This is a genomic window from Arthrobacter sp. 05L417, from assembly GCF_056397865.1.
In genome coordinates, this window is record NZ_JBFTOG010000002.1 from 273,892 (window position 1) to 299,073 (window position 25,182).

General features: G+C 59.9%; 17 protein-coding genes and 2 pseudogenes. 12 read left to right on the forward strand and 7 right to left on the reverse strand.

The genetic code is table 11. The annotated features are described in order from the left end of the window. The first annotated feature begins 21 nt into the window (after positions 1-21). Positions 22-2,880: a helix-turn-helix transcriptional regulator gene (locus AC1DJW_RS03260; protein ID WP_476900696.1), complete on the forward strand. Its 2,859-nt coding sequence runs from the start codon at positions 22-24 to the stop codon at positions 2,878-2,880. Between the two features lie 71 nt (positions 2,881-2,951). Here the strand turns inward: AC1DJW_RS03260 and AC1DJW_RS03265 are convergent, their stop codons facing one another. Then, positions 2,952-3,872, reverse strand: a complete 921-nt coding sequence (locus AC1DJW_RS03265; RefSeq protein ID WP_476900718.1) for a LysR substrate-binding domain-containing protein — start codon at positions 3,870-3,872, stop codon at positions 2,952-2,954. A 705-nt stretch (positions 3,873-4,577) separates the two neighbouring features. After that, positions 4,578-6,167, reverse strand: a complete 1,590-nt coding sequence (gene mdlC, locus AC1DJW_RS03270; protein ID WP_476900697.1) for a benzoylformate decarboxylase — start codon at positions 6,165-6,167, stop codon at positions 4,578-4,580. Positions 6,168-6,274: 107 nt separating this feature from the next. On the opposite strand from mdlC, the gene AC1DJW_RS03275 reads away from it, so the two are divergent. Beyond that, positions 6,275-7,201 (forward strand): LysR family transcriptional regulator, encoded by a 927-nt coding sequence (locus tag AC1DJW_RS03275; RefSeq protein WP_476900698.1) that lies wholly within the window; start codon positions 6,275-6,277, stop codon positions 7,199-7,201. Positions 7,202-7,716: 515 nt separating this feature from the next. On the opposite strand, the pseudogene AC1DJW_RS03280 reads toward AC1DJW_RS03275, so the two are convergent. Continuing rightward, positions 7,717-8,289, reverse strand: a pseudogene (locus AC1DJW_RS03280) (maleylpyruvate isomerase N-terminal domain-containing protein); the annotation flags it as partial. Between the two features lie 296 nt (positions 8,290-8,585). Next, positions 8,586-10,061, reverse strand: coding sequence for an aldehyde dehydrogenase family protein (locus tag AC1DJW_RS03285; RefSeq protein WP_476900699.1), 1,476 nt, complete (start codon positions 10,059-10,061; stop codon positions 8,586-8,588). Between the two features lie 718 nt (positions 10,062-10,779). Between AC1DJW_RS03285 and AC1DJW_RS03290 the strand changes: the two genes are divergently transcribed. From AC1DJW_RS03290 to AC1DJW_RS03320, 7 genes are all read left to right on the forward strand, one after another. Then, the gene (locus AC1DJW_RS03290; protein WP_476900700.1) at positions 10,780-11,619 is read left to right on the forward strand and encodes a fumarylacetoacetate hydrolase family protein; all 840 of its coding nucleotides are present in this window, start codon (positions 10,780-10,782) and stop codon (positions 11,617-11,619) included. 77 nt (positions 11,620-11,696) lie between these two features. After that, a complete protein-coding gene (locus AC1DJW_RS03295; RefSeq protein ID WP_476900701.1) occupies positions 11,697-12,695 on the forward strand; it encodes an ABC transporter substrate-binding protein in 999 nt (332 codons plus the stop codon). A gap of 207 nt (positions 12,696-12,902) precedes the next feature. Then, the gene (locus AC1DJW_RS03300; RefSeq protein WP_476900702.1) at positions 12,903-13,646 is read left to right on the forward strand and encodes an ABC transporter permease; all 744 of its coding nucleotides are present in this window, start codon (positions 12,903-12,905) and stop codon (positions 13,644-13,646) included. Then, positions 13,625-14,440: an ABC transporter permease gene (locus AC1DJW_RS03305; RefSeq protein ID WP_476900703.1), complete on the forward strand. Its 816-nt coding sequence runs from the start codon at positions 13,625-13,627 to the stop codon at positions 14,438-14,440. The genes AC1DJW_RS03300 and AC1DJW_RS03305 overlap by 22 nt, the downstream gene beginning before the upstream one ends. Positions 14,441-14,451: 11 nt before the next feature. Beyond that, a complete protein-coding gene (locus AC1DJW_RS03310; protein WP_476900704.1) occupies positions 14,452-15,276 on the forward strand; it encodes an ABC transporter ATP-binding protein in 825 nt (274 codons plus the stop codon). A 36-nt stretch (positions 15,277-15,312) separates the two neighbouring features. Next, positions 15,313-16,752 (forward strand): FAD-dependent oxidoreductase, encoded by a 1,440-nt coding sequence (locus AC1DJW_RS03315; protein ID WP_476900705.1) that lies wholly within the window; start codon positions 15,313-15,315, stop codon positions 16,750-16,752. 106 nt (positions 16,753-16,858) lie between these two features. Continuing rightward, on the forward strand, positions 16,859-18,640 hold the full coding sequence (locus AC1DJW_RS03320) for a flavin-containing monooxygenase (protein WP_476900706.1): 1,782 nt from the start codon (positions 16,859-16,861) through the stop codon (positions 18,638-18,640). Positions 18,641-18,752: 112 nt separating this feature from the next. Here AC1DJW_RS03320 and AC1DJW_RS03325 read toward each other — a convergent pair whose 3' ends face one another. After that, entirely contained in the window at positions 18,753-19,532 is a 780-nt protein-coding gene (locus AC1DJW_RS03325) for a FadR/GntR family transcriptional regulator (protein WP_476900707.1), read from the reverse strand. Between the two features lie 268 nt (positions 19,533-19,800). Here AC1DJW_RS03325 and AC1DJW_RS03330 point away from each other — a divergent pair, with 268 nt between their 5' ends. After that, positions 19,801-20,637, forward strand: coding sequence for an NAD(P)-dependent oxidoreductase (locus AC1DJW_RS03330; protein WP_476900708.1), 837 nt, complete (start codon positions 19,801-19,803; stop codon positions 20,635-20,637). Beyond that, positions 20,634-21,707: an alpha-hydroxy acid oxidase gene (locus AC1DJW_RS03335; protein ID WP_476900709.1), complete on the forward strand. Its 1,074-nt coding sequence runs from the start codon at positions 20,634-20,636 to the stop codon at positions 21,705-21,707. The genes AC1DJW_RS03330 and AC1DJW_RS03335 overlap by 4 nt, the downstream gene beginning before the upstream one ends. A gap of 182 nt (positions 21,708-21,889) precedes the next feature. On the opposite strand, the gene AC1DJW_RS03340 is transcribed toward AC1DJW_RS03335, so the two are convergent. Next, on the reverse strand, positions 21,890-23,005 hold the full coding sequence (locus AC1DJW_RS03340; protein WP_476900710.1) for a hypothetical protein: 1,116 nt from the start codon (positions 23,003-23,005) through the stop codon (positions 21,890-21,892). An 88-nt stretch (positions 23,006-23,093) separates the two neighbouring features. Between AC1DJW_RS03340 and AC1DJW_RS03345 the strand changes: the two genes are divergently transcribed. Beyond that, positions 23,094-23,711, forward strand: coding sequence for a TetR/AcrR family transcriptional regulator (locus AC1DJW_RS03345; protein ID WP_476900711.1), 618 nt, complete (start codon positions 23,094-23,096; stop codon positions 23,709-23,711). Positions 23,712-24,236: 525 nt separating this feature from the next. Here the strand turns inward: AC1DJW_RS03345 and rraA are convergent. Next, a pseudogene (rraA, locus tag AC1DJW_RS03350) lies at positions 24,237-24,705 on the reverse strand (ribonuclease E activity regulator RraA); the annotation flags it as partial. Positions 24,706-25,182 lie beyond the last annotated feature (477 nt).

Sequence of the window (25,182 nt, forward strand, 5' to 3'; positions counted from 1 at the left end):
TTCGAAAAGTCCGGAGGGATCATGCTGCGCTCGACTAAGCTTGCCAGCATGATCCCCGGCTCCCAGCAAGGCACCACAGAGGAGGATCTGTCACTCCTGGGCCGGGGGGAGGTTTACCAAGAGCTGCTGGAGACGCTGCGCACAGTACGTAAGGGCACGGTACGAACAGTTGTGCTCAGCGGTCTGCAGGGCTCGGGAAAAACCGCTCTTATCGACCGCTTCCTGGAGTATTGCCGCTCAGCTGCCCGCGGCGTACGCGTGCTGACGGCAACCGGAGACGAATGGGAGTCGCAGTTCCCTTTGGCTGGCTACTCCCAGCTGATGGCCACTCCGCCGCTGCGATCCACTACCGAAGACTTGGCGCTTCCGGTCCGACTGCCTGATTCCCCGGACTCTCTCACCTCCGCTCAGGTGGCCAAGCATGCAGCAACCTTCATGGCTCATCTCGAAGGGCTTCAAGGCCACGGGTCGGTGGTCGTCGCTGTCGATGACGTTCAGAACCTTGACGCAGACACCCTGCACATCCTCGTTTTCGCCATGCGGCGGCTGCGCGACAAACGAATCCTCTTTGTTGTCACGCTGGATCCCGCGCACAGCCAGTCTGTTCCTGCTGGTGTCTTGGCGTTCTTCACAGGGCATCAGGTGTCCCCGTTGCCGCTCGAGCCGCTGTCGACCCAGGAGGTCCAAAACCTCGCCCGGCGTCGCTTCGGCATAGATTTGAGCGCTACAGCAGCCCACGGCATCGTCCAGCATACTGGCGGATTGCCACAGCCTGTCGTTGAACTCCTGGACGAGCTTCCCCCTGAAACATGGCAGTCGTGGTTTTCGTCCCTGCCGCCGAGCTCCCGTGTCCGGGCCCGGGTACGAAGCCTTCTCCATGGTGCTTCCACTGACTTGATCGCCGTTGCCGAGGCCGCATCAGTACTCAGGGGAAGTTCCGGGATTGCAGAAGTCGCCCATGTCAGCGGCGTCGAGGCCGTGATTGATGCCTTGGACGAGGGCCACCGGGCTGGATTGCTCGGCCTGTCGGTGGAGCAGGCGCGCTCGGTCGTGACGTTCTTTGAGGCAGGCACAACCGATTCCGTTTATGAGCAGATAGTCCCGAGCCGGCGCATCGAACTTCACCGCAGGGCTGCAGAGATCGTTCAGGTTGAGGGTGACCGTTTAGGCCACAGGGTGTCTGTGAGCCCAGGTCCCGATGAAAATCTGGCGTCCGAACTGGAAGAGTACGCCCGCCGACAGGCTCTTGTCGGTGCGTGGCGGGACGTAGCGACTGCGCTGTTTTCAGCGTCACGGCTTTCAAATGACATCCGTACAGGTAATGACCGGCTGCTCAGGGCGGTGGACGCGTTGGTGGGCTCCGGCAACATGGCCCAGGCACAGATGTGGGCCGCTGCCGTGGATGCCATGCCCCCCTCGCCGTTGCGTTCCTCCGTTCTTGGATATCTTTCGACTGCATCAGGGCAGAATCAAAGTGCGCAGGCCCAGCTGGAGATGGCGTGGAAAACCAGCAATCCTGAACGGGACCCGGCGGCGGCCGCGCAAGTGGCACAACGCCTCGTGGTCCATGGAGTGGCCTCGTGGGACGGGCCCCTTATGACCCGCTGGGCTGAGCGCGCCATGTCGCTGACGAAACCTGGTACACCGGCATATATTGAATCGGAGGCCATATACGGGTTGGGCCTCTACGCCCAGGGGCGCCTGTCCGAGGCGGAGGAGTCTTACCGAGAGGCTTTCGAGCACGCCTCAGAAAACGCCCAGAAGCAGCGCGTCCAGATAGGCGCCGGCTGGCTTGCCCTTCGCTTGGATGACGCTGAGACAGCGCAGGTTCATTTCGAAGCCGCTGCACCAACCGAATTCCGCGGCGGCTCGTTGCGGATCTCCTTGTGGGCGGAGGCCTGGTTGGCCCGGACCCACCTGGTACTCGGCAACTGGGACGCCGCTGCCGCGACTGTGGCCCGAGGTTCAGTTCGCCTCGAGGCCTCGAGGATGTCCTTGGTCCGCCCCTTGCTGTACTGGACTGCGGCTGAACTATGGTCAATGCGCGGCGATTGGGACCGGGCGAGATACTACGTTTCCCAGGCATCGGTGCAGCCGGGAACGTACCGAGCCATGCAGGTACCGGCCAGCCTGGCACGCGCCCGCTTCCATGAGGCAAGGGCGGACTATGAGAGCGCCCTATCGGTGTTGCAGCCGCTGACGGAGCTGGACCCCTGGACGAAAAACCATGTCTCCTTCTGGCCGTGGCAGGACACATTCGTCAATGCCCTTGTCATGACCGACCAGTTGGACAGGGCTGATTCATTTCTGACTGAATTCGAGCAAGTGCGGCGAGAACGGGCGGTGCCGTCAGATTTGGCCCGCATGGCCTGGGCGCGGGGCCGCCTGGTGGCGGCGCAGGGTCACCCTGAGAGCGCCCGGGAACACTTCGAGACGGCCTTGGCGCACCTGCGTGGGTTGAACCGGCCGTACCTCCGTGCACGGGTGAGCTTCGCCTACGGGCAGAGTATGCGGCGAGCCGGAAAAAGACGTTTGGCATCGTCTGTGCTGCGTGTCGCAAGGGATCTGTACGATTCATTGGGTGCTGTGACATATGTGGACCGGTGTGACCGCGAGCTGAAGGCAACGGGCCTTGATGCCGGGAATGTGCCGGATCCGTCTGACGCTGTCCTCGCTGCGGTCGCGCGGCCGCAGACCCAGCTCACGGCGCAGGAGCAGGCAGTGGCTGAACTCGTCGCGGCCGGAACGACCAACAAGGAAGCTGCCCGTAGCCTGTTCATTGCTGAGAAGACCGTGCAGTATCACCTGACCCGCATCTACGGAAAGCTCGGAATCCGGTCCAGAAGTGAGCTGGCCGCAAGGTTCCGGGCACCGGAATGACCGCTGAACGTAAAGTTCGATTCATTCCGCAGTGAGAGGGCGACGGTAAGGGTTCTCCCTCATTCCAACGGCTATCGGTTGCCGTGGCCACGGTCGGTGGACAGAGGCCGGGGACGGGACGTCGTGACGGCAACTACGGTATCGAGGAAGCTTTGGAAGAGCGCTGACCTGTCCTCGCTCCGCCATGCGACCGCCAGCTCCACGTCGGGAGCTTTCTCGATATCGCAGTACACCACGCCCTCGAGCTGCAGGGCGCGGATGCTGGCCGGCATGAGCGCAACTCCACCACCGGCTGCAACATAGGAGAGCATCATGGACGTCTCACTGAGCACTTGGGTGATACGTGGCTGGAAGCCCGCCTGACGGCAGACGCTGACCGTTGTCCGGTGCAACACCGAATCGGGCGGGTAGGCAATGAAGTCCTGGTCCTGCAGCTCGTTCATGGCCACCGGCCTGCCGGCCGCCAGCGCACTGAACGCCGGCAACGCGACTATCAGTGGCTCACGCGACAGAACACGAAAATCAATCCCAGGGGCAGCGATCGGCGGGCGCAGGAGCGCCACATCCAACGTGCCCTCGCGCAACCCGTTCTCCATGGCCGGAGTAAGCATTTCACCGTGCATGTGCAGCGAAAGCCCCGGCAGGGCCTGCTTGGCGCTTCGAACAATGGAAGGCATGACGCCGTACGTTGCCGAGCCCGAGAATCCGACGCGGAGCACCCCCGCGGCGCCATGCCCCACCTGATAGACGTCTGCTCGGAGGGTCCCGACTGCGTTGACGATCTGCCGGCCCCTGTCCAGCAGTTCCTGGCCTGCCGCTGTGAGCTCCACCCGGCGCGTGGTCCGGTTCAGGAGGCGCACACCCAGCTGCTCCTCCAACTGACGGATTTGCTGGGACAGGGGTGGCTGGGCCATGTGCAGCCGCTTCGCCGCACGCCCAAAGTGCCGTTCTTCAGCTACGGCGATGAAGTAGTTCAACTGGCGAATTTCCATGACCTCGGCCGTTCCCCTGTCCCACATGGCTGACCTCAGCGGCAAGTATTCCAATCAAAGCACTGTAATGGGGCCGGATTAAGACAGCTGCAATACTTATCGGAACCGAATCCTCCTTGACCACGCGGTTATTTGGATGCTGCGGGCCTTGTTTCAGGGCCTCACCCGGGAGCGCTGCCTGCGTCGTCATCTTTTCTGGTTTAGGGGGGCCGTTACGGCCGGCGCCTTGCGCAGGTTTCGATGATTTCCCCGCCCCTCCGTTCGGCTTCTTCAAATTTCCGCTGATACTGGGCAGAGGCCTCGTAACAGCACGCGCGGCGTGGCGGTTCTTCCGGTGTGTTCTGACTGCGCTAAGCCTGTTGAATAACCAGCCGCCAACTTTTGGGTGCTCTTCGGAGAGTGTCGCCTCACGCCGCAGGACCGCTGCCCGCTCTTCGAATGGAGCTTCAGCACCATGCCATCTACGCTGCTTCGCTTAGCGCTTGCAGGCTTGGTCGATGTCGGTTGCGGAAGCGCGGCCGATCGTTCCCAGCGACTCTCCGGTTGCAGGTTCAAGAACGGTTTGATTAGTGGCGATTTCGAAATCCCAAGCTCCCTCGAAGATCCTTGCCTGCCAAATGGAGGAATCATGACTGATGCCTTGGCGGTGCCACAACCATAAACGCTGATCGTGGACATATCTGTCCTTTGTAGATCGTTTTGGGTCTACGACTCGAACTGAGTGTGGATTTCGATAAGGGCCGGTTTCTGGCTTTCGAGGGCCTTGAGCAGTGCGGCGCGGAGAGCCTCCCGGGTACTTACGGACTCCGCTGCCACGCCGTAACCACTGGCGATCTGTGCGAAGTCCAAGCCAGGAACGTCGAGCCCGGGGGTTTCGCCCGTTCCCAACAGCTTGGAGAAGCCCCTCAGAGCTCCGTAGGTCCCGTTTTTCATGATGAGGAAAATGCAGGGGATATTGCACTGGGCTGCGGTCCACAGAGCCGTGATGCCGTAATTCGCAGAGCCGTCACCAATGATGCCAATCACCTGCCGGTCCTTATGCGCGAGTTGCGCTCCTACCGTGGCAGGGAGGCCAAAGCCAAGCCCGCCGGAGGCGGGGAAGAAGTAGCTGCCTTGGTGCTTCAGGTCCATTTGCTTCCAGAAAGCAGCGGACGTTGACGTGGATTCCTTGACGTAGACAGTGTCATCCGGCGCCGTAATCCGCAGTTCCTCGAAAACAGCCTCCGGGTGGATGGCATCGAAAGTGCTTGCTGTAGGTGCGGCGAAGTCTGACAGTTCGGGCAACTGCTGCCTGCTGGTCTGCTCGACACTTTCAGACAAAGTTTGCAGCGTTCCCCGCACGGATGCCACGTACGAGTTGCCCATGGGTGCCCTGGCGGCCTCCTCTGCGTCACTTGTCACATGGAGGATACGGGTGCCGTCCTTGAGGTACGCGCCCGGGGCATACTGGTGGTACCGGAACACCGGTGCGCCGACGACAAGAACAAGGTCATGGTCGTGCAGTATTTCCGAGATACTATTGATAGCTGCCGGAAGGACCCCCCGGAAGCTGCGGTGGCGTGTTGGGAACGGGCAGCGGGACGCCGACGGCGCGATCCATACCGGTGCTGCGAGCTTGTCTGCCAGCGTAACGGCGAAATCGTTGGCATAGTCTGCGTCAACTTCGGGCCCGAGGACGATCGCAGGGTTGGTGGCCGAGTTCAACTCTTCGACAATTTCTCGGGCTTGGTCCGCCCTAAGTGCTTGCGCCGAGACAGTGGTCCGTCCGGCAAGATGACGTGCTTCCGTGGGCGAGGTTTTGTCCCAGTCGTCATAAGGAATGGAGACGTACACCGGCCCCTTTGCCGGCAGCTGTGAAATATGGATCGCTTGGCTGATGGTCCGGGGTACGTCTTCTGCGCACAACGGCTCTGCGCTCCACTTCACAAGCGGCTGTGGCAGGGAGGGCGCGTCCATGTTGGCCAACATGGCCTCCAGCCCCACCATTGATCGGACTTGCTGGCCTGCTGTGATAACCAAGGGTGAGTGAGAATATACTGCATTGGTCAGTCCACCCATGGCATTGCCGGAGCCCGAGGCGGCGTGGAGGTTTACGAAGGCAGGATTGCCTGAGGCTTGCGCAAATCCGTCCGCCATGGCAATCACTGCACCTTCGTGCAGGCCAAGAATGTACTGAAAGTCGTCGGGGAAGTCCTGCAGGAACGGGAGCTCATTGGAGCCGGGGTTGCCGAAGACCGTGGTCAGGTTGTTCTGGCGGAGGATCTCTATCGTTTCTGCTCGGATGGTTCGCGTCACCGATCGACTCATTTCTTAGTTGATGATATGTACCACTTTGTTTAAGGCTAGAAATCCCACCGCCATTTAGCCAATAGATATTTGCCGGTCCGCCATAGACTATATCTATGCCACCAGTAACGCCTTCCGAGAATTATGACCTGAACCTCATGCGGACATTTGTGCACATCTATGAGACGGGAAGTGTTAGTCGGGCGGCAGAACAGCTGTTCATCAGCCAACCTTCTGTCAGCTACGCCTTGGGCAAGCTCCGACGCATCTTCAGGGATGAACTTTTCCTCAGGGGATCGGACGGGTTGGCACCGACAAGTGTGGCGACGGCGATCTACCCCCAGTTGCGCCATTCCCTGGAGCTGATGAACGAGGCGGTGCATGGCGTGACGGTGTTCGAACCGAAAACCTCAAATCGTAACTTTAGGCTGTTGCTCACGGATATCGGAGAACTTGCACTGCTTCCGGCCGTTCTTGCACGGATTCAGGACCTGGCACCTTTTGTCTCCCTCGAGGTTCACCCTTTGGTATATGGGACGGTACGGGAGGACCTCACTCAAGGGAGGGCTGACGCGGCAATCTGTACGCCACGTATAGATGCACCCGGTCTGGTCCGGGATCAGCTTCTGGTGCAGCCCTATTGGGGCATTTGCTCGGTCTCGCATCCACGTATAGGAGCTGAACCAACTGTGGACGAATTCCTGGCGGAACGGCGGGTGATGGTCAGCGATCAGCTCGGCCACGAGCACATTCAGCAGCGGCTTCGGGAGCTCAACTACGACCAGATTCCGGCGGTCATGCTCCCCCACTTCTCCGCTATGCCTCACATCTTGGGTACCACGGACTATCTGGGCATCGTCCCGGAGGTAGTTGCGCAGATTTTCTCTGCAGAGGGCCCGGTGAAGATGTTTAAGTTGCCATTTTCGGTTGCCAAGGGAAAGGTGGCCTTGTATACCTACCGTCGGCCCGGTCCAATACCCGCTCTAGAGTGGTTGCGCAAGATTATCCGTGACGCCCTTCAGGAGTCTTCCGGGGAGGGGTAATGCGGCGAGTGGGCGATGTTCGGCAGGGGCACGTTCTCCCCACAGTCCCTTTCATGGTCGTATGAGCGCCCAGCCGCTATCTACTCCGGTTAGACACTCGTGGAAGATGTCCAGTCCAGGAGGACGATCGCGACACCAACCTTTTCAACAACGGGGGACGCGCTGTATCAGCCCCGTCGGTAATAACAGGGCCCATCAACTCTATGCAACGTCTCCCATTGCCGTGCTCCGCGGCGTCAGCGCGGAACCCCTCCTAATCACGACACTGTAATCCTCTGCCTCTACCGCAACTCCTCAGACTAATGGTCGGGGAGAGGCAGCGTGGATGTAAGAGGCCGCCGCCAGCTACTACCCAACAGCAGTATGTCGGTGGCCGTCGAAAAGCGAGGCATAGTGACGGCGGCGGAACTCAGCCGTCGATTTATTGTTCAGTCGACTGTGGAGCACGTCTAACCAGTGCTTGGCTCTGCCATCTGGAGCGCCTCATCACCAGTAGGTTTTCCCCGTCCCGGATCCTACCAGGAAGGGAGGGAAGGCAGAGGCCCTGCAGCTTCGATCTTTTCCTCATTGCCCCGGGCTAACCATTCGAGTAGCCCAGCGCGGTCGGAGGAAACATGCAGGGTTCCGTCGCCGACCACCCACTGGTCGCGTTCCTCTGTCACCAGGGTCATGCCCGGTGCTCCCTTAGCGTTCAGCGCCCGCACAACAGCTTCGATGGCGTTAAGCACGGAATCGGGATCTGCTTCCTCTATCGTCCAGGCGGTATCAAGATCGTGGTGGTGAACGACAATTTCGGCAATTCTCAAGGCCACGATAGACGTCGCTGGTATCTGCGTGCCGTACAAGTGGACCTCTTCGACGACAAGATCACCTGTCAGCCTCTGGGCCTGCTCAGCGAAGTATTGTGCGAACTCAAGCACATGACCAAGCAGTTCCTTTCTTGGCAGGGCGGCTAGTTCGGAAATCTCGTGAGCGCGCGCCGCGGCCGTGACATAAGGCTGCTGCTCCTCGCCAGTGGTTGCCCAATCGATGAGTTTGACCAGGGCGCGCCCGTTCGAGGCGATATGGGCTATGACGCTAGCCCGGGTCCGTCCCCCACATAGTTAAGCAGCGGTCATTTCTTCGTCGGACAAAGACTCGACGGTGGCCATAAACGTCTCAGTCTCCCGACCGAGGCGGGACAGATCCGAGTGCAGTTGCGCAGGGTTGATCATCTAGGCACCTTCTCCGTATATATGGCCCGTAAACGGTGATACGGGGAACACTGATTCGTGCCAAAACCGTACCGATTGTGACTATCGGGGTCCTCAGGCAGCCCTCGGCAGGAGGAATTGCCCTGCCATGGCACGAGCGGTGCGCCATGGCAGGGAGAGTGCAACACGTCTCAGAGGCGCTTGACGCCCACCGTGTGATCTGTGGTGAACTCAGCAATTGCCCAGTCGCCGTTGAACCGACCGAGACCGGAGTTGCCTTCGCCGCCGAATGGGACATGGGATTCGTCGTGAACGGGCATTTCGTTGATGTGAGTCATCCCGGCCTTAATACCCAGGGCGAACTGCACGCCTCGGTCGAGGTCCTGCGTGAAGACAGAGCTCGAAAGACCGAATTCACTGGCGTTGGCCAGTTCCAGGGCATGTGCCTCGTTGTCAGCCTTAATTACCCCCACCAAGGGTCCGAAGATCTCCTCACGCGCGATTTCCATGTCGGCGGTAACGTCAGCGAAGACGTGCGGGGGCACGACCCTGCCCTGGATCTGACCCTCGAGAACGGTACGCGCACCTTCTGCCTTTGCCCCAGCGATTTTAGCTTTCAGCGCCTCAAGCTGGCTGTCATTAATTACCGGTCCCACCAGAGTCTGGGTAGAGGCAGGGTCACCAGCGGGAACGCTTGAGGCGGCGGCGGTGAACCGGGCAAGGAACTCGTCGTAAAGGGGCGCCTCAACGATGATGCGGTTGACGGCCATGCAGATCTGTCCTTGGTGGAGGAACTTGCCCAGAACCGCAGCTTCCACTGCCGCAGAGAGATCTGCATCAGCGAGAACAACCAAGGGTGCGTTTCCACCCAGCTCTAGGGCAACATGCTTCAGGTGCTTGCCACTTGCAGCGAGTTTGCCGACGTTCTGGCCGATAGGGGTGGAACCCGTAAAGGAAATAAGGCCCGGGACAGGGTGCGTTACAAAATCGTCCCCGATCTCGGATCCTGCCCCGATAACTACATTCAGTACTCCGGCCGGCAGGCCAGCTTCTTCGAAGATTCTGGCGAGGATAAGCGCTCCTGTGACGGGGGTGTCACTTGCCGGCTTGATGACGACTGCATTGCCCAAGGCAAGGGCCGGGGCTACTGAGCGTTCGGACAGGTGCAGCGGGAAGTTCCAAGGGCTGATGATTCCTACAACACCGACCGGGCGGCGGTAGACGCGCAGTTCTTTGCCAGGATTGTTGGATTCGACGATGCGGCCATGGACGCGCGTGGGAAATGAAGATGCTTCCAGCGTGATGCCGGCGGCCAGTGAAACCTCTACCTGCGCCTTCCCTACAGTGGAACCGGATTCCTTTACGATCCAGTCGACAATCTCTTCCCGACGCTGCTCCATAATTTGCGCAGCCCGGAGAATAACCTGCCGGCGGGCGGAGGGCGGTTGTGCGGACCATTCCTTCTGCGCCGCCTCGGCGGCGCGGTAGGCCTCGTCAAGGTCTTGTTTGTTGGCCTGGCGAATCCTAGTTAGTACCGAGTCGTCGTAGGGGTTCGTGACGGTAAGAGTCTTCTCCGACCGACCGTCTCGCCATTCACCGGCGATGAACTGCTGGGAGACTGGCAGACCGGCAAAAGTTGCGGTGCTTTCGGGCGTGGGTATGGTCATCGGTTGTTACTCCTATTAGGGGGTGGAAATTCGCGCGGCGTCCGGCTTGGCCGAGGTTCCGAGAAGACGGAACGCCACCGGATGAGGTTGAGCTCTGGGCAGCCGCAACATTCGAGATACAGCCGACGCCCTGTTGACTTTGTGCCGGCAAGGACCTTTACCTTCAGGTGGGGCGTGTCACAAGGGTATATACGAAGCGGCCGATAGGCCCAATAGATATTCTTTTCACCCCTATAGACCTCATCTATTCCTATAGGGTTCCCTGGGTGCAGCCTGCTCCTAGTGCCAAGGGCGTGAACTGCTTGGACTCGAACGGCTGACCGGCCGATCATAGAAGCGCACTCTTTCATGAGGTATAGACAGGCCGATCTCTGTAGCGCCTTCTGCTCTGGAATCGAAAGTAGGAGTTCTTACCGCCCACCATGCCGGCGTCTTCCTAAATCATGTAACCGTCTGAGCGGCCCTATCCGGCGAGCATCTGAGCCTGCCGCAACTGGTTGGTGACACGGCAGTGTCTCCTGGGGTTACTTAAGCAAAGTGGGCTCTCCAGGGCGCAGCTAATTGAACCCATCTGCTGCGAACAGCATGCCTCAGACACAAATCATAAAGTCACCAAATCTCCTGTTGACTTCAATGTGGCGTGGAGGAATACTGGCTGAACGCAACAAGCGATCGGGCAGGCCATGTGGGCTCCGATATACGAACGAGGAGGTTCGCCTTGCGAATTGTCAGGTACTTCAGCAATGGAGAAGAAGGCATTGGCAAGTTGGAGTCGAGCAATTTGGTTCGAGTGTTGCCTTGGCGCAATCTGGACGAGCTCTACTCATCGGGCGATGTTGGCGCGACGCTCCGGGCTGTGAATACTGACGAACTGCCTCTAGTGAATCCGGAGAAGATCCTGGCGCCGGTTGGCAAGAATACGCGAATCATCGGAACTGGCGGCAATTATGCCGACCACGCTGCCGAGGCAGCATCAAGACTCAAGGTCCGCGAACCCGTATTCATACCGTTCCTTAGTTCTGCGGTGATTGGCCCTGAGGCATCGATCGAAATTCCTACTCCCGATACCTTCACTGATTACGAGGTGGAGTTCTCTGTTGTGATCGGGAAGACCGCTCGTCGCGTAGCAGCGGCAGATGGCATGGGTTACATCTTTGGCTACACCATAGTGAATGACGTGAGTGCTCGCGATGTGATGGAGCGCGAAATGTTTCAAGTCATGCTGAGCAAGTCGCCCGATACCTTCCTTCCGGTGGGTCCCGCGATTGTGACAGTCGATGAGGTGCCCGAGCCCTATAACCTCGACATCCGTACTGTTCTGAACGGCGAGACTCGGCAGCACTCCAATACAAGCAACATGACGGTGCGCATCCCTGAGCTACTTGAGGCGATTACACGGTATGTCACGTTGCAGCCGGGTGACATCATCACCACCGGCACGCCTGGCGGCGTCGGATTTTTCCGCGATCCGCAGGAGAGCATGGAGCCGGGGGACACCATCGAAGCTGTGGTGGAATCAGTCGGCAGGCTATCCAACTCCGTGGTCAAGGGTTGGTGAGATAGCGGGGTGGCGCCCCGACTCTTGCGCGCGCATGCTCACGCCATGTTTGAGTAACTATTCAAAGGAGAACTGTTATGCACCTAACCAAACCCCAAATTTTCGCCACATCCGTAATGGTGTTGGCCGCGTCCCTGACAGGATGCTCCGAGTCGGCACCCGCTGGGGACTCAACCAAATCCTCTGCAAATGGAGGGCTCACCCAGGTCGCTGTAAGCACCAGCCCGTCTGCGGGTAATGCCTCCCTCTATTTGCCCATTAACGATGGTTCCTATGCGGCAGCTGGTATCGAGGTGACTCCGCAAGTACTGCAGAGCGGTGCTCAAGCTGTGCCATTGCTCCTGAATGGTCAGCTTCAGTTCGCAGCATCAGACCCGGTCTCAGCAATTGTGGCCATTTCCCAGGGCACGCCCCTCACCATCGTTGCGAACGGCAGTGTAGTGCCGCACGATGCCGCCGCCGATCCCAACAGCGCGATCGTCGCAAAAGACTCCGGGATCACCTCACCGGCCGACCTCAACGGTAAGACCGTCGCAGTCAATGCCTTGAACGCCTTCGCCCAGGTGGCTTACAAAGCAACGGTCGATCACGCTGGGGGCGATTCAGCTTCGATCAAGTGGATCGAGCTGCCCATCCCCGAGATGCAGACCAGCGTTGCCCGGGGCACAGTCGACGCGGCAATTACCACCGAACCATTTGTCACCAGGGCAAAGGCCTCAGATTCAGGTGTCCGCCCGGTTGATGGCGGAGCATTCGCGGCCGCGGCGGGTGGTCTCCCACAACTCGTGTACATCGCCTCGACCGAATACGTTGAAAAGAACCCAGAGACCGTGAAGGCCTTCGTTTCATCGATCAACGCGGCGGCGGGGAAACTCCAAGCAGATCCCAGACTCGTGCGCACAGTCGCAAAGACCTCAACCTCGGTGAAGCCTTCAGAGGTCGAGCAGATGTTGGTGCCTGGGTTCGGTCCGCTAACGATGGACCAGGTTGACGAGTTGGAAAAGATGATGGTGCGGTACGCGGTCATCAAGAAACCTGTTGATGATTTGTCCGCCCACGTCTACCTGCCCAACTAGATGCAGTCGCAAACGGAGGGGAGCAGCTTTGTTCCACCTGCCACACTCACCACTCGGGCCGCCTCATCGACTGCGGATGCACGGTCGTATCCCAGTGGATCGAATCGCACGGCCAAGACGGGAGAGAACGTGCTCCATGACCAAAGAGTTGCGGCAGCCCAGTACCCGCTAGGGCGTCACAGGCTCAGCTACGGGCCGGGTTTGAAAATGATCTTGCGGCTGTGCTGTATCTTCGGTCTGCTCGTCCTGTGGCAATTTGGCAGTCTCAACGGATTCATCCCAACCACGGCGATTGCGTCACCTGCAGAGATTGGCAACGCGCTCTCAGAGCTGGTCTTCACCCAGGCGTTCTGGGTGGCGATAGTCGCAACGCTAGGCACCTGGGCGGTGGGGCTCGGGGTGTCAACTGGAATCGCTCTTCCCCTCGGGGTTGCGTTTGGTATCTCGTCCCTCGCCTATCGAATGTTCCGCAACACGATTGATTTCCTCCGGGGGATCCCACCGGTCGCACTGATCCCGCTTGTGCTGCTTCTCTTTGGAGCGACCCCGAAGATGGCGGTCGCACTGATCGTGTTCGGATCGGTCTGGCCGATGCTAATCCAGACAATGTACGGCGTACACCAGGTCGACCCGGTCAGCCGTGATGTGGTTCAGTCATACCGCCTCAAGCGCAGATGGGTCTTTGCCGCCCTGATCATTCCGAGCGCAACGCCATTCATCGCGACTGGGTTCCGAATTGCGGCAACTATGAGTCTGCTCCTCACTATCGGCGCACAGATCATCGGTGGTGCTCCTGGAATCGGGCTCGAACTCGACATGGCCCAGCAGGGAGCCCGTATCGCCAACGTCTACGCGTACATAGCGGTCTGCGGTGTACTCGGATTCTTGATCAACCTGGGATTGCTCGAAATCGAAAGGAGAGCATTGAAATGGCATCCATCGTATCGGTGACCCGTCCCAGGCAACAACTCAAGGCCGGACGACGTGCGAGAGGCTTCTTCGTCGAAGCCGTGGTACCCGTACTGCTCATCGGAGGGTGGTGGATGCTCAGCGCAGGAAGCAAAGCGCCGTATTTTCCTCCTCTATCGAGGATTCTCGATGCATTTGTGCAGGTGTGGTTCTCTCCAATCCTGCTCACGGACGCATTGCCTACGCTACTCCGGCTCGCCGCGGGACTCGGGATTGCAACGGTCGTCGGGGTGAGCTTGGGCGTGATCCTTGGGCTAATGCCGGTGCTCAGCGAAATTGTCGCACCCGTCATGGAGTTCCTGCGCGCTGTTCCGGGAGTCGCACTGCTCCCTGCCGCGTTGCTGCTCTTCGGTATCGGACCGGCCATGCCGATCTCTCTCATCATTTACGGCACCGTCTGGCCGATACTCCTTAACACGATTGATGGTGTTCGGGGTATCGACCCCGCGGTGCGGGACGTTTCTGCGAGCTATCGCATCAAGTTCCGTGACAAACTTTTTTTGATCCTGCTTCCTGCTGCCAGCCCGCAGATTATCGCAGGCTTGCGTACGGCACTCGCAATCGGTGTCACAGTGATTGTGTTTGCCGAGATGATTGGATCCACGAACGGCATCGGGTTCCAGATCCTGCAGGCCCAGCGGAGCTTCGCCATCCCGAGCATGTGGGCAGGGATCGTGTTCCTCGGCTTGATCGGCTTTGCCCTGAACCTCCTGTTCTGGGGGTTCGAATCGGTAGTTTTGCGCTGGCACCGCGGCATGCGTGCCAGGAATCGATAGGAGAACGTAATATGAGTTCGATGCCATCTGCTGCCGCTGAGCACGGTTCCTGCGAGCCGCTTATTTCCATCCGAGGCCTAACAAAGACCTACCAGTCTGTCGAGGTAACGAAAGAGGTGCTCGGCGGTGTTGACATCGACGTCTACGCAGGTGACTTCCTCTGTATTGTTGGCCCCTCGGGTGCCGGCAAGACGACGTTACTGCGGTGCATCTCGGGACTTCTCGCGCCAACTTCGGGTGCTGTCTACTTCGAGGGCGAGATGGTAGACCGGCCGCCAGCTAAATTGGCGGTGGTGTTCCAGGACTACAGTCGCTCCCTGATGCCTTGGTTTTCGGTCCTCTCGAACATCATGCTGCCGCTGCGCTCTCAGGGCGTGCCGAAGGCGGAGCGTTTGGAGCGCGCGAAGCTCGCTCTGGCGGCAGTCGGATTGGCGGGAAATGAGTCTCGATTCCCCTGGCAGCTCTCGGGCGGGATGCAGCAGCGTGTCGCCATCGCCCGAGCCCTCGCTTACCAGCCCGACGCCCTCGTAATGGACGAGCCGTTCGCCGCAGTAGACGCCCAGACCCGTGCGGACCTGGAAAATCTGATGCTGCAGGTCCGTGAACAGTTCAACATGACCGTTCTTTTCGTGACCCACGATATTGACGAAGCGGTCTACCTCGGAGACGAGGTAGTCGTGCTGTCTGGGGCACCGGCACGAGTCCGAAGGTCGATTAAAGTCAGTCTCGGTCGTGACCGAGACCAAATAGCAACGAAGTCACTACCGGAATTCGTCGAAAGGAGAGCCGAGGTCATGCAGCTGATTCAGGAAGCGAAGCACGCCCAGCCGGTCTAAGAGAAAACTTCGCCGGCTTCCCCCAGACTTGCAGAAATGAAGGACAGCAACATGGTGGTGTATCAATGTGACGTTGTAGTGGTGGGCTCGGGAGTGGCCGGGCTCGCCGCTGGTCTCGAGGCCGCCGAAAGGGGTGCCAACGTCATCGTGCTCGAGGGCGAAGATAAAATCGGCGGTGCCTCGGCGATGAGCGGGGCAGGCTGCTGCATCGTGGGCACGCCGGAGCAAGCGGCCGCCCATATCGAGGACTCAGTCGAGATCGCATTGCGTGATTGGGAAACCTTCGGCGGCCCGACAGCTGATCTTACGTGGGCGCGTGACTACCTTGAGCACAGCAGGGTCGACGTGTATGACTGGTGCGTGCGCCTGGGCATCACCTGGGGGCGCCCGACTCGGCAAGAGGGTAACTCGGTCGCGCGTTGGCACGCCCCCGACCAGTACGGCGTGGGCATCGTCGAGTCAATTGCGGAGGAGCTTCGAGCATCCCGCGGTCGAATACTGACGGGATCGTCCGCGACCGAGCTGCTGTTCGAATCTGACGCCGTATCAGGCATTGTGGCTGAGAGTAATCAAGGACGCATGAAAATCCGAGCGGGTGCTACGGTCATCGCGAGCGGGGGCTTCGTGAACAATCGCGGGATGCTGATGCGGGTGAGCGAACGGCTCAGAGCCATGCCACGTCTGCTGCTGGGCGGCTCCCATACCGCACGCGGGTCAGGGCACGAGATGCTTGAGCGGGTCGGTGCAGGGATGACCAATCTTGACCATGTCTGGGTGTACCCAGTCGGTACACCAGATCCACAGGACGCGGCTGGGGAGCGGGGAATCGGGGTGCGCAACATTGCCACAGAATTGTGGTTCAACCTGGAAGGCAGGCGCTTCCACGACGAGTCGCTTAGAGGCGGAAAGTCGGGCACCGACGCCCTGCTGGAGCAGCCCGAGCAGAGCTGCTGGGCAGTGTTCGATAGATCAGAGGCGAGCACCGTGCTGCTGATTGACAACGAGTATTATGCCTCGCCTGCGGGCCCACTCCCCGGCCCGATGGAGGAGTTCTGGGCCGAATCACCGTATGCGGTTCTAGCTGGGAGCGTCGAGGAGCTGGCTGAGCTGACCGGTCTACCGGAGAGGAGTCTGCGGGAAGACCTCGAATCATTCAATTCTGATGTGCGCGCCGGGCGAGCGTCTGACACTTTAACCGGCCGTGCGCTGCACGGCCTGGGGGAAGTTGGGCGGAACGGGTTCGCTGCGATTCGAATGTGGCCTATGGCGCAAAAGAATTTCGGCGGCGTCCGTACCGATCTCGAATGCCGAGTGCTCACCCCGGAGGGCAGGGTGATCCCGGGGCTGTACGCTGCGGGCGAGGTCGCCGGAATGGCAGGTGGCGCTATAAACGGCAACGCCGGACTTGAAGGCACCATGTTCGGCCCGAGTCTGTATTCAGGCCGCATAGCCGGCCAATCCGTGGCCATTAACTGAACCTACTGAGCTTGCTTAGGCCTCTCGCCTAGCCGAGGATCTCCGTCCGTGCAGTGACGGCTGGAGGAAACTCACGACCAAAAAAGACACTAAGTAACTAGGAGATATGATGACAATTACAGCCTTGGATGATCAAATTGGCGACCGCGCCGAAACAGCGGACGTGGTGGAGTCCTGGCTTGGGGCCTTCAGCAAAAGAATGATCACTCGCGACGCGGGAGGGGTGGAGGAACTCTTTCTCACAGATGCCTGGTGGCGTGACCTGCTCACCCTGACATGGGACTTCGGTACGGTGCATGGCACCCGAGAGATCGCTGGACTCATCTCCGACGTCGGGCGCACTGCGTACCTCAGCATCGGGATCGATCCCGATGCGGCGGCGCCTTCCCGCGAAACCGCGGATCCCGAAGGCGAGTGCATCCTCGCCTTCGTTTTGTTAAAAACCACGGTAGGAACCGGACGCGGCGTGCTGCGACTAAGGCAAGACACCGACGGGCGTTGGAAGGCCTGGATACTTTTCACGACTCTTCAAGAGATCACCGGGCATGAGCAGGCGCGCGGAGAGAGAAGGCCGCTGCGCTCACCACTGAATTCCTCTGGCTCACGAGAAAACTGGTATGACCTGCGCCAGCGACAACTCAATTTCTCGGACACCGAACCCGAGGTACTAATCATCGGCGCGGGCCAGGGTGGTCTCATGACAGCTGCCCATCTTGGCTTCTGGGGAGTAGAAACTCTCGTAATCGATCGGAATGCAAAGGTTGGAGACAATTGGCGGAGCCGCTACCGTTCGCTGGTTCTTCACGATGCGATCTGGGCAGATCACCTGCCCGGCCTGGATTTTCCTGATTCCTGGCCGGTGTACTTGCCCAAGGACAAGCTCGGCGATTGGCTGGAATTTTACGCATCAGCGATGGAGCTGAATGTCTGGAGCGGAACCGAATTATTGGATTCGGAGTATGACGACGAAACCGGCAGCTGGCGGGCGCGGGTGCGGCGGGCTGATGGTTCCGAGCGCATCATTTCGCCCCGCCACATCGTGTTAGCCACCGGAGTGCATGGAACTCCGAAAACGCCGGATATTCCCGGAATGAATAAGTATCGCGGAACGATCGTTCACTCAAGCGCGTATACAGGAGAGGAAGCTCCGGCCGGCACGCGCGCCCTGGTAGTCGGTGCGGGAAACAGCGCCCATGACGTCGCCCAAGATCTGCACAAACGTGGCTTTGAAGTGACGATGATCCAGCGATCGTCGACCTACGTAATTTCGCAGAAGACTAACTTTGAATTGACGATCGGAAGGCTCTACCACGAGGGTGGAATGCGAACGGAGGATGCCGACCTGCTGGGCTCCTCTATTCCGTTCCACCTCTCGCTGCAGCGTGCAGTCGCGCAGACAGCAAGAGCAGCGGAGATGGATCGGGAGATGCTGGACGGTCTCACGCATGCAGGCTATCGCTATGACCTAGGAGTCGACGGTGCCGGCGCCATTTCGAAAATTCTTAATGGGCCGGGCGGATACTACATTGATGTAGGTTGTGCCGAGCTGATCGCCGATGGCAAGATCGCCATGACGCAGTCCGGGGTGGGCCGCTTCACCGCCGAGGGCGTCGTGTTCGAAGACGGAAACTCTGGCAGTTTTGATCTCGTGGTGCTGGCGACTGGATATACGACCATGCTCGACACGGCGCGAAAGGTATTGGGCAACGAGGCCGCAGACCGGTGTAAGAAAGTCTGGGGTCTGGACGAGAACGGCGAGATCAGTGGAATCTGGCGTCCGAGTGGCCATCCAGGCCTCTGGTTCATGGGCGGGCCACTGTACTTGGGCAGGTTCTACTCTCGTTTTCTCGCCTTGCAGCTCCACGCGAGTGCGTTGAAGCTTGAGTAAGTAAGAAGGGCAACAAATGGGGCCCTGCAGCCACCGCGGAAGGCTGCGGGGCCCCTAAGCGCTGGGCGTGGTGGGGTGAGCTCAGAACGTCAGCTGGGCACGCGGTGGGTCGCTAGTTTGGAACTACGCGCGCGTCGTCCAAGCCAGGCAGCCCCATCAGTCGAGCCCGAATTCCTTCGTGGAAGAGCTTCACAGCCTTTGCAATGCGGCTTTGATCGCGCGAAGATAGCGCCTGCGCGACTTCAAGGCGAAGCGGCAAGCTGTCGGCGGCCCACGCATGCCAGTAAGTGCTCGACTGATCGGGATGAAAGCTATTCTCCAAATCGACTAGCACCCGGGTCAGGAAACTGCACAGCGCGTCGAGCAGCGGCTGATGCGCAGCCGCGACAAAGCTGTCGAGGAAATCGTAAAAACTGTCTGAAATCTTGATGGTACTAGCGTGGGAGGCGGTTCCCTTGGCCACTGTGATCAGCCTCGAAAGCTCTTCATCTGTCGCCGCAGTGCACGCCAAATCGCTCGCGTGGAGGTGGAGTACGCAAAGCAAATCAAGCAGCTCGCGCGCACCAACTTTCTCCCACTGCACCAGTACGGCAAGGGAATTGTCGAGAATGCCGCGAGATGATTCGGCAACGTAAGTTCCACTTCCGTGTCTGACCTCGAGGAGCCCCATCGAGGTCAGTACTCGGACGGCCTCGCGCACGGTCGGGGAGCTGACGTTAAAGTGGGCAGCGAGGTCCCGCTCGTTGGGCAGTCGCCCACCCCGCTTGAGATCACCGTTCGCAACCAGGCGCTGCAGTTCGTCGACGATCTGATCAGCGGCACGTGGGCGCGACTGAGCTTTGCCAACAGTGGTGGGGGGCATGGGAAAACTATTTTCCCGTTTGCTCATCATTTCCTCCGTACCTTCGAGAGACTGCCTGGCTACCGTCCCGCACTGCTTAAGTCTCTTGTTGACATACTACTGGTACTGGGCGTTCCACGATTTTTCTTGAGGGTGTGCCGCTGGCCCTGGCCTCTACCGATATCGAAGAGCCGGCAACTGGAATAGCGCCACCAACCTTCAAAGGAGAACGTTGATGAGGACTGTCGTACTTCCTTGGGATGACTACTTCGCTCCCTTGGGGACAGAACTCGGGTTACGCATTGTGCGACCCGACCACATGACCACTTCCGATCAAGAGTCGGCGGAATTCTACGTTCCCGAGTACAGCATGAGATCTGAACCCATCGCACTTATGGCGAAATTTCCCGCGCTGGCCGTGGTGCAGGCGCTCACAGCCGGCGTCGAGCACTACCTGCAAGATCTGCCCGCCGGCGTCGTGTTGTGCTCAGGACGGGGGATCCACAATACCGCGGTTGCCGAACACGCAGTCGCCCTGGTACTGGCGGCACTGCGGGGCCTGCCTGGATTCGTCATCGACGGACTGGATCGCCGCTGGGAGAGGCGTTCCGTTCCAGGGTTGGCGGATCGCACGGTGACGATTCTCGGTGCGGGAGGCATCGGTCATGCGATAGCTGCACGACTCACTCCGTTCGAGTGCAGCTTGACTCTGGTCGGCGGCACAGCACGACCAGGCGTGGCTGGTTTCATGGAGTTGGCTGAAATCCTTCCCCGCACGGAGGTGCTCGTCGCGTGCGTTCCGGCTGACGAATCGACGATCAGTATCATCGACGGGAAAGCCCTCGCGATCCTTCGCGCCGGTGCGCTCATCGTAAACGTCGGGCGCGGATCGGTGGTAGATGCGGAAGCACTCGCGCAAGAGGTCGCGAACGGGCGGCTGAGAGCGGCGCTTGATGTCGTCGATCCCGAACCGCTTCCACCTGAGCACCCTCTATGGGCGAGCGGAGCACTCATAACTCCGCATATCGGCGGGAAATCCAACGCTTTCCGGCCCAGGGCGGTGGCTCTGGTGGAAGCACAACTTCGCCGGTGGTGTACCGGCGAGCGGCTGATCAACATCGTTGACACTGGCATTTCTGGGAAGGAGCAATTATGAGCGAGGCGAAGCGCCTTCAGGACTGCCTGACACTGGAGGATTTTGAGCAAGTTGCCCTCGATGTCTGGTCTTCCGGCGCCCGAGCGATGATACAGGAGGGAGCGGGCGCGAACCGTGCAGTACGAGCCAACCGTGAAGCATTCGAACGTTGGGCCCTTCGTCCACGAATTCTCACTGATGTGAGCCGGATCGACACAACGACCTCAGTGCTTGGTTCAGAGATATCGTTACCAATTTTGTTCGCACCCTCCGGGATGCACAGCATGTCCCACCCCGATGCGGAATTGGTGACAGCCGTAGCCGCGGCGGCGGAGGACACAGTGATGATACTCAGCGCGGCTACCACAAAGCCCATGGCGGAAGTGCGGCAGGCAGCCGGAGCCGGTACCACTTGGTTCCAAATGTACTGGGGCAGTGATCGCGGCCAAACCGTAGAACTAATACGCATGGCCGAGGCTCAGGGATGTACCGCCCTGGTGATCACGGTCGATCTTCCGGTTCGTCCGATAATGGGCGCGGAAATGCGCGCCGGGGTTGCCGCCATCGGCCATCTCGCTCCGATGTATGTTGCGCCGCGCAAGCAGCATTTGAACGACGGCGCTTGGGATCATGACGCCCGGCTGACTTGGGCCGACATTGAATGGTTTCGCAAGCAGACGACGCTGCCCATCGTACTCAAGGGAATCATGACTCGGGAGGACGCCGCCCTCGCAGTACAGCACGGTGTAAACGCGGTGATCGTCTCCAACCACGGCGGAAGGGCCATTGATACCTCACGGGGAACGTTGGATGCGCTCCCCGAAGTGGTCGAAGCGGTCGATGGGCAGATCGAAGTCTACGTGGACGGCGGTATCCGCAGAGGCCACGATGTAGTTGTCGCGCTTGCGTTAGGTGCCCGCGCCGTACTGATTGGTCGGCCGGTCACCTGGGGCATCGCTTCAGGGGGATCCGACGGACTTCGCGCACTCGTCAATGTCCTTCGCTCGGAACTGACCAGCATCATGGGTCTGATCGGTGCGCCAACCGTGCGTAGCGTCACGCGTGACCGCGTGACCGCAGCGACGCTCTAGTCCATTATTTAGCAACCGAGTCTAGTCGTGAGATGCGAAAGCCTGTTTGAGCCGTCCGGTGGACGGAGTTGGATGGGGACAGCACTCATAATCAGTGTGTTAAGTGGGATCAAAACCCCAACTGACACCTTGTTCGTCATTCCTCCAGCCGTCAATGCACCGATAACAGCAATCCCGTCCAACTAGGGGAGGGGCGCTGTCTGGGAGCAGATTTCCTCGTTGTTCTCCCTAACGAAGCTAACGACGCCGGCGGTGGCCGGATGCGCGGCCGTGGGATGTTCGATGGTCGCCTCGGGGACATGCATGGTGGGGAGGGCGCGATAGTGTCCAGCGAGGGCCAAAATGACGCCAAACGCGACCCAGGCCGTGAGTGTCCACCATTGCTGGGCGGTGTCCGCGTCCGGGAAGTAGCTCAGGGTACGGATCAATGCACCTGATGCGCCGGGGACAAGGAACTGGCCGATCGCGCCCCAGGGTTCGGCTAGGAATTGCCATGGTGCTGTCCCCGCTCCCAGCGGGTTGCCGATCAACATGGTCAGGACCCCGCCAACGCCTATTCCAGCCCGGCCCAGCAGCGAGGTGCAGCCGATGATGAACGCCGAGATGGCGAGCATGGTCAGGCCCATTGCGGCAGCGACAACCCAGAAGTTCCCCTGAAGGTACTGGAACCAGGTGTGCATGATGAACGCCAGCACCAGGCCGGCGGCGACGGCGAACCCTCCGGCCGCGGCGAGCCTGCGGAGGGGGCCGACCACGAGCAGCGAGATGATGACGCCGCCCAGCATGCCACCGACCGCGAGCGGAAAGGACGCTGCGGCAAGGCCGGCCCCAGTGGGATCACTAGGGGACAAAGGTACGACGGCGGTGACTGTAACATTCGCAACGTTTGGGTTGCCGCTGGTCCCGGCCTGCTGGGCACGCTGTGCCTGCATTTGGGCTGCGGCACCATTGAGCAGTTGCGCCGCGACAGCACTCCCGCCCGGTGCCGTGAGAACCTCGGGCGCTTGGGCATCGAGAATGATGGCGCCGTACGTCTCCCGGGAGCTGATCTGGCTAACTGCCTGGGCCTTGTCATTTGCCGGTACGAAATCGAAGGCGCTGGCCGCATTCGACGAGTTTTCGAAGGCGGTCACGGCGGGCTGCGGGCCGGTGATGCCAACCGGGAGGTGATGGGTTTCTGATGTTTTGCCGGGCCACAGAAAGGCCAGGACGACGACGACGAGTAGGGCCGACACCAAGAGGCCGGTGAGAACCGCCGCCGTCCACTTCGTATGTGGCTGGGGGTGTGTAACGGCCATTGTAAGTCCTTCCAAAGGAGGTGTTTGCTGCAAGTTTAGGCTAATTCTACACATGAGGAAATCCCCGACTGTGGAGTAAGCTGATGTAGTGAGCGATGAGAGTGACATGACAGCGCGAAAGCCGCCGAGCGGCAGACGAATCGGGGACAGCGGCACCCGCGACGCCATCCTGGAGGCCGCGCGCGAGCTCTTTTCAGCGCTCGGCTACGACGGCACGTCGATCCGCGCCATTGCAACGGCCGCAGGCGTGGACCCGGCGCTGATCCGCCACTTCTTCGGCGACAAGGAAACCCTGTTCGCGACTGCGATGGCGGAACGCACCACCATTCCCGAGCGGATTCTTGGCGCCTTCGCCGGGGACGCCGAACAGCTGGGTCACCGCGTGGCCGACACGTATTTGCGGCTCTGGGAGGATCCGGATATTCGGCCCGTCCTGCAGGCGCTGGTCCGGTCTGCCGCAACCTCGGAACGGGCCGCGAACATGCTTAATGAAGTCCTCGGCGCGCGCATCCGCCTCCGAGGAAGCGAACTCGATTTCGACGATGAGCAGATGCAGCGGGTTGCCCTCGCCGCCGCGCACATGCTCGGTATCGCCATAGCCCGTTACATCATCAAAATGCCTGCCCTCGCGGCCCAGCCCCATGATGACCTCTTGGCAGAAATTGCGCCCACGATCCACCGCTACCTCACAGCACAGCACCGGTGACCTGTCCTCACCATGCCGGAATGGAAGAACACGGTGACGACGAAGCAAACATTCCTGCGGTCGGCACTCGGCGGCCTGTGCTGAAAAATTCGGGCTGCCGGCCCATGTTAGTCAGGTAGGAATTCCAAGCAGACGGGGGCTCTCCGAATACCAGCGCGAATGGCTGTCATCGCCGCGGCGCGGGTCGCCACCCGAAAGCCGACGAAGGACGCAGCTCATCACCCTGGCATCGGACGGTGTTCTACCGATCCCGATGCAGAACTTTTCGCTGCCTAGATGCGCAATTATTTCATCGACTGACGATGGGGATCGGAGGCCGATAATGGTGATTTTAGACCTGCGCCTCGAGAATTGGCGGCGGTTCTGACAGGATTACAGCCTTGGCCGTCAGGTTTGGGTGTAGTCGACTTGGCAGCGATGAGGTCCTGGCTCCGCTGGCCGGCCAAGATCATGAAAAGTAGCTGCGTACCTGCGGCTCCAGCCGCTGCCGCTGCATCGCTGATCTGACAGACAGTAGCGCGCTGGATCCACCAAGATCCCGTCGGGGTCGCAGTACACCGTGGCGCCGGGCTGACTACGACTCCGTCGAGGTTTAGTTCAACATCAGCTTCGCCTGTGCCTTTCTTTTGCGCTCTTCCGGGATTGCTGCCCAACGCCTTCACACCGACCGGAAGGCTGGAAATTGCCTCGCGGTCGCGTATGGCGCCGTTGATGACAACTCCAGACCGGCCGTTGGATAGGGCGAACTTGGCGATCATGTCGCGCATCAATTGCCCTCGAAAGCGATCCGCCTGCGTCCACTACGAGCACGGCGCCGTCGTCGGGGGCGATACGACCGACTTCAGGAGCGCGTTGTCCTCGAAGCAACAGATCGTTCTGGCCGGTCCTGCAAAGTGGGTTCTTCCGCCCAACGACTGAAATTGGAGGGCGAGGGATGGATGTCTTCTCCCCGTTCATCGTAAAGCTCCGCTGTGTTTATGATGGGCCTATCCAGAACTGATGTCTCGGAAACGGTCCACGCCGTGTAGCCGTCGGACTTTTCATACAACGCCCGCGGTTCGACGCCCTCGCGGCGCAACCAAAGGGTGTCACCGGCAGGAGAGACTGTTTCAACCTCCCCGTAGCGGACATGTCGTCCATATCTCCGGATGCAAATGAACCGGTCCGTCAGAGAGGTCCAATCTGCAACATGCTTATCCATTTAAGGCGGCAACTCCAAACTTGCTCGTCCTGCTGATAGTTACGCTGGTGGTGCGCCCCGGGCGCCCAAATCGAACCCGAGAACCAGAGCTACCCCTGAACAGGGGCAGCTCCTGTCGAATCCTAGTACTACAGTCGCGTTTATGGGGTGTGTCCGCGGGATTTGTAATGACTATGTCGTGCGCGGTGTTGGTGTTTTCGTCGCCAGGTTGAGTGTTCCAGGACGTGCTTCGGGCTGGTGGTGCGATGCCAGACGAGCCGGACGAGCAGC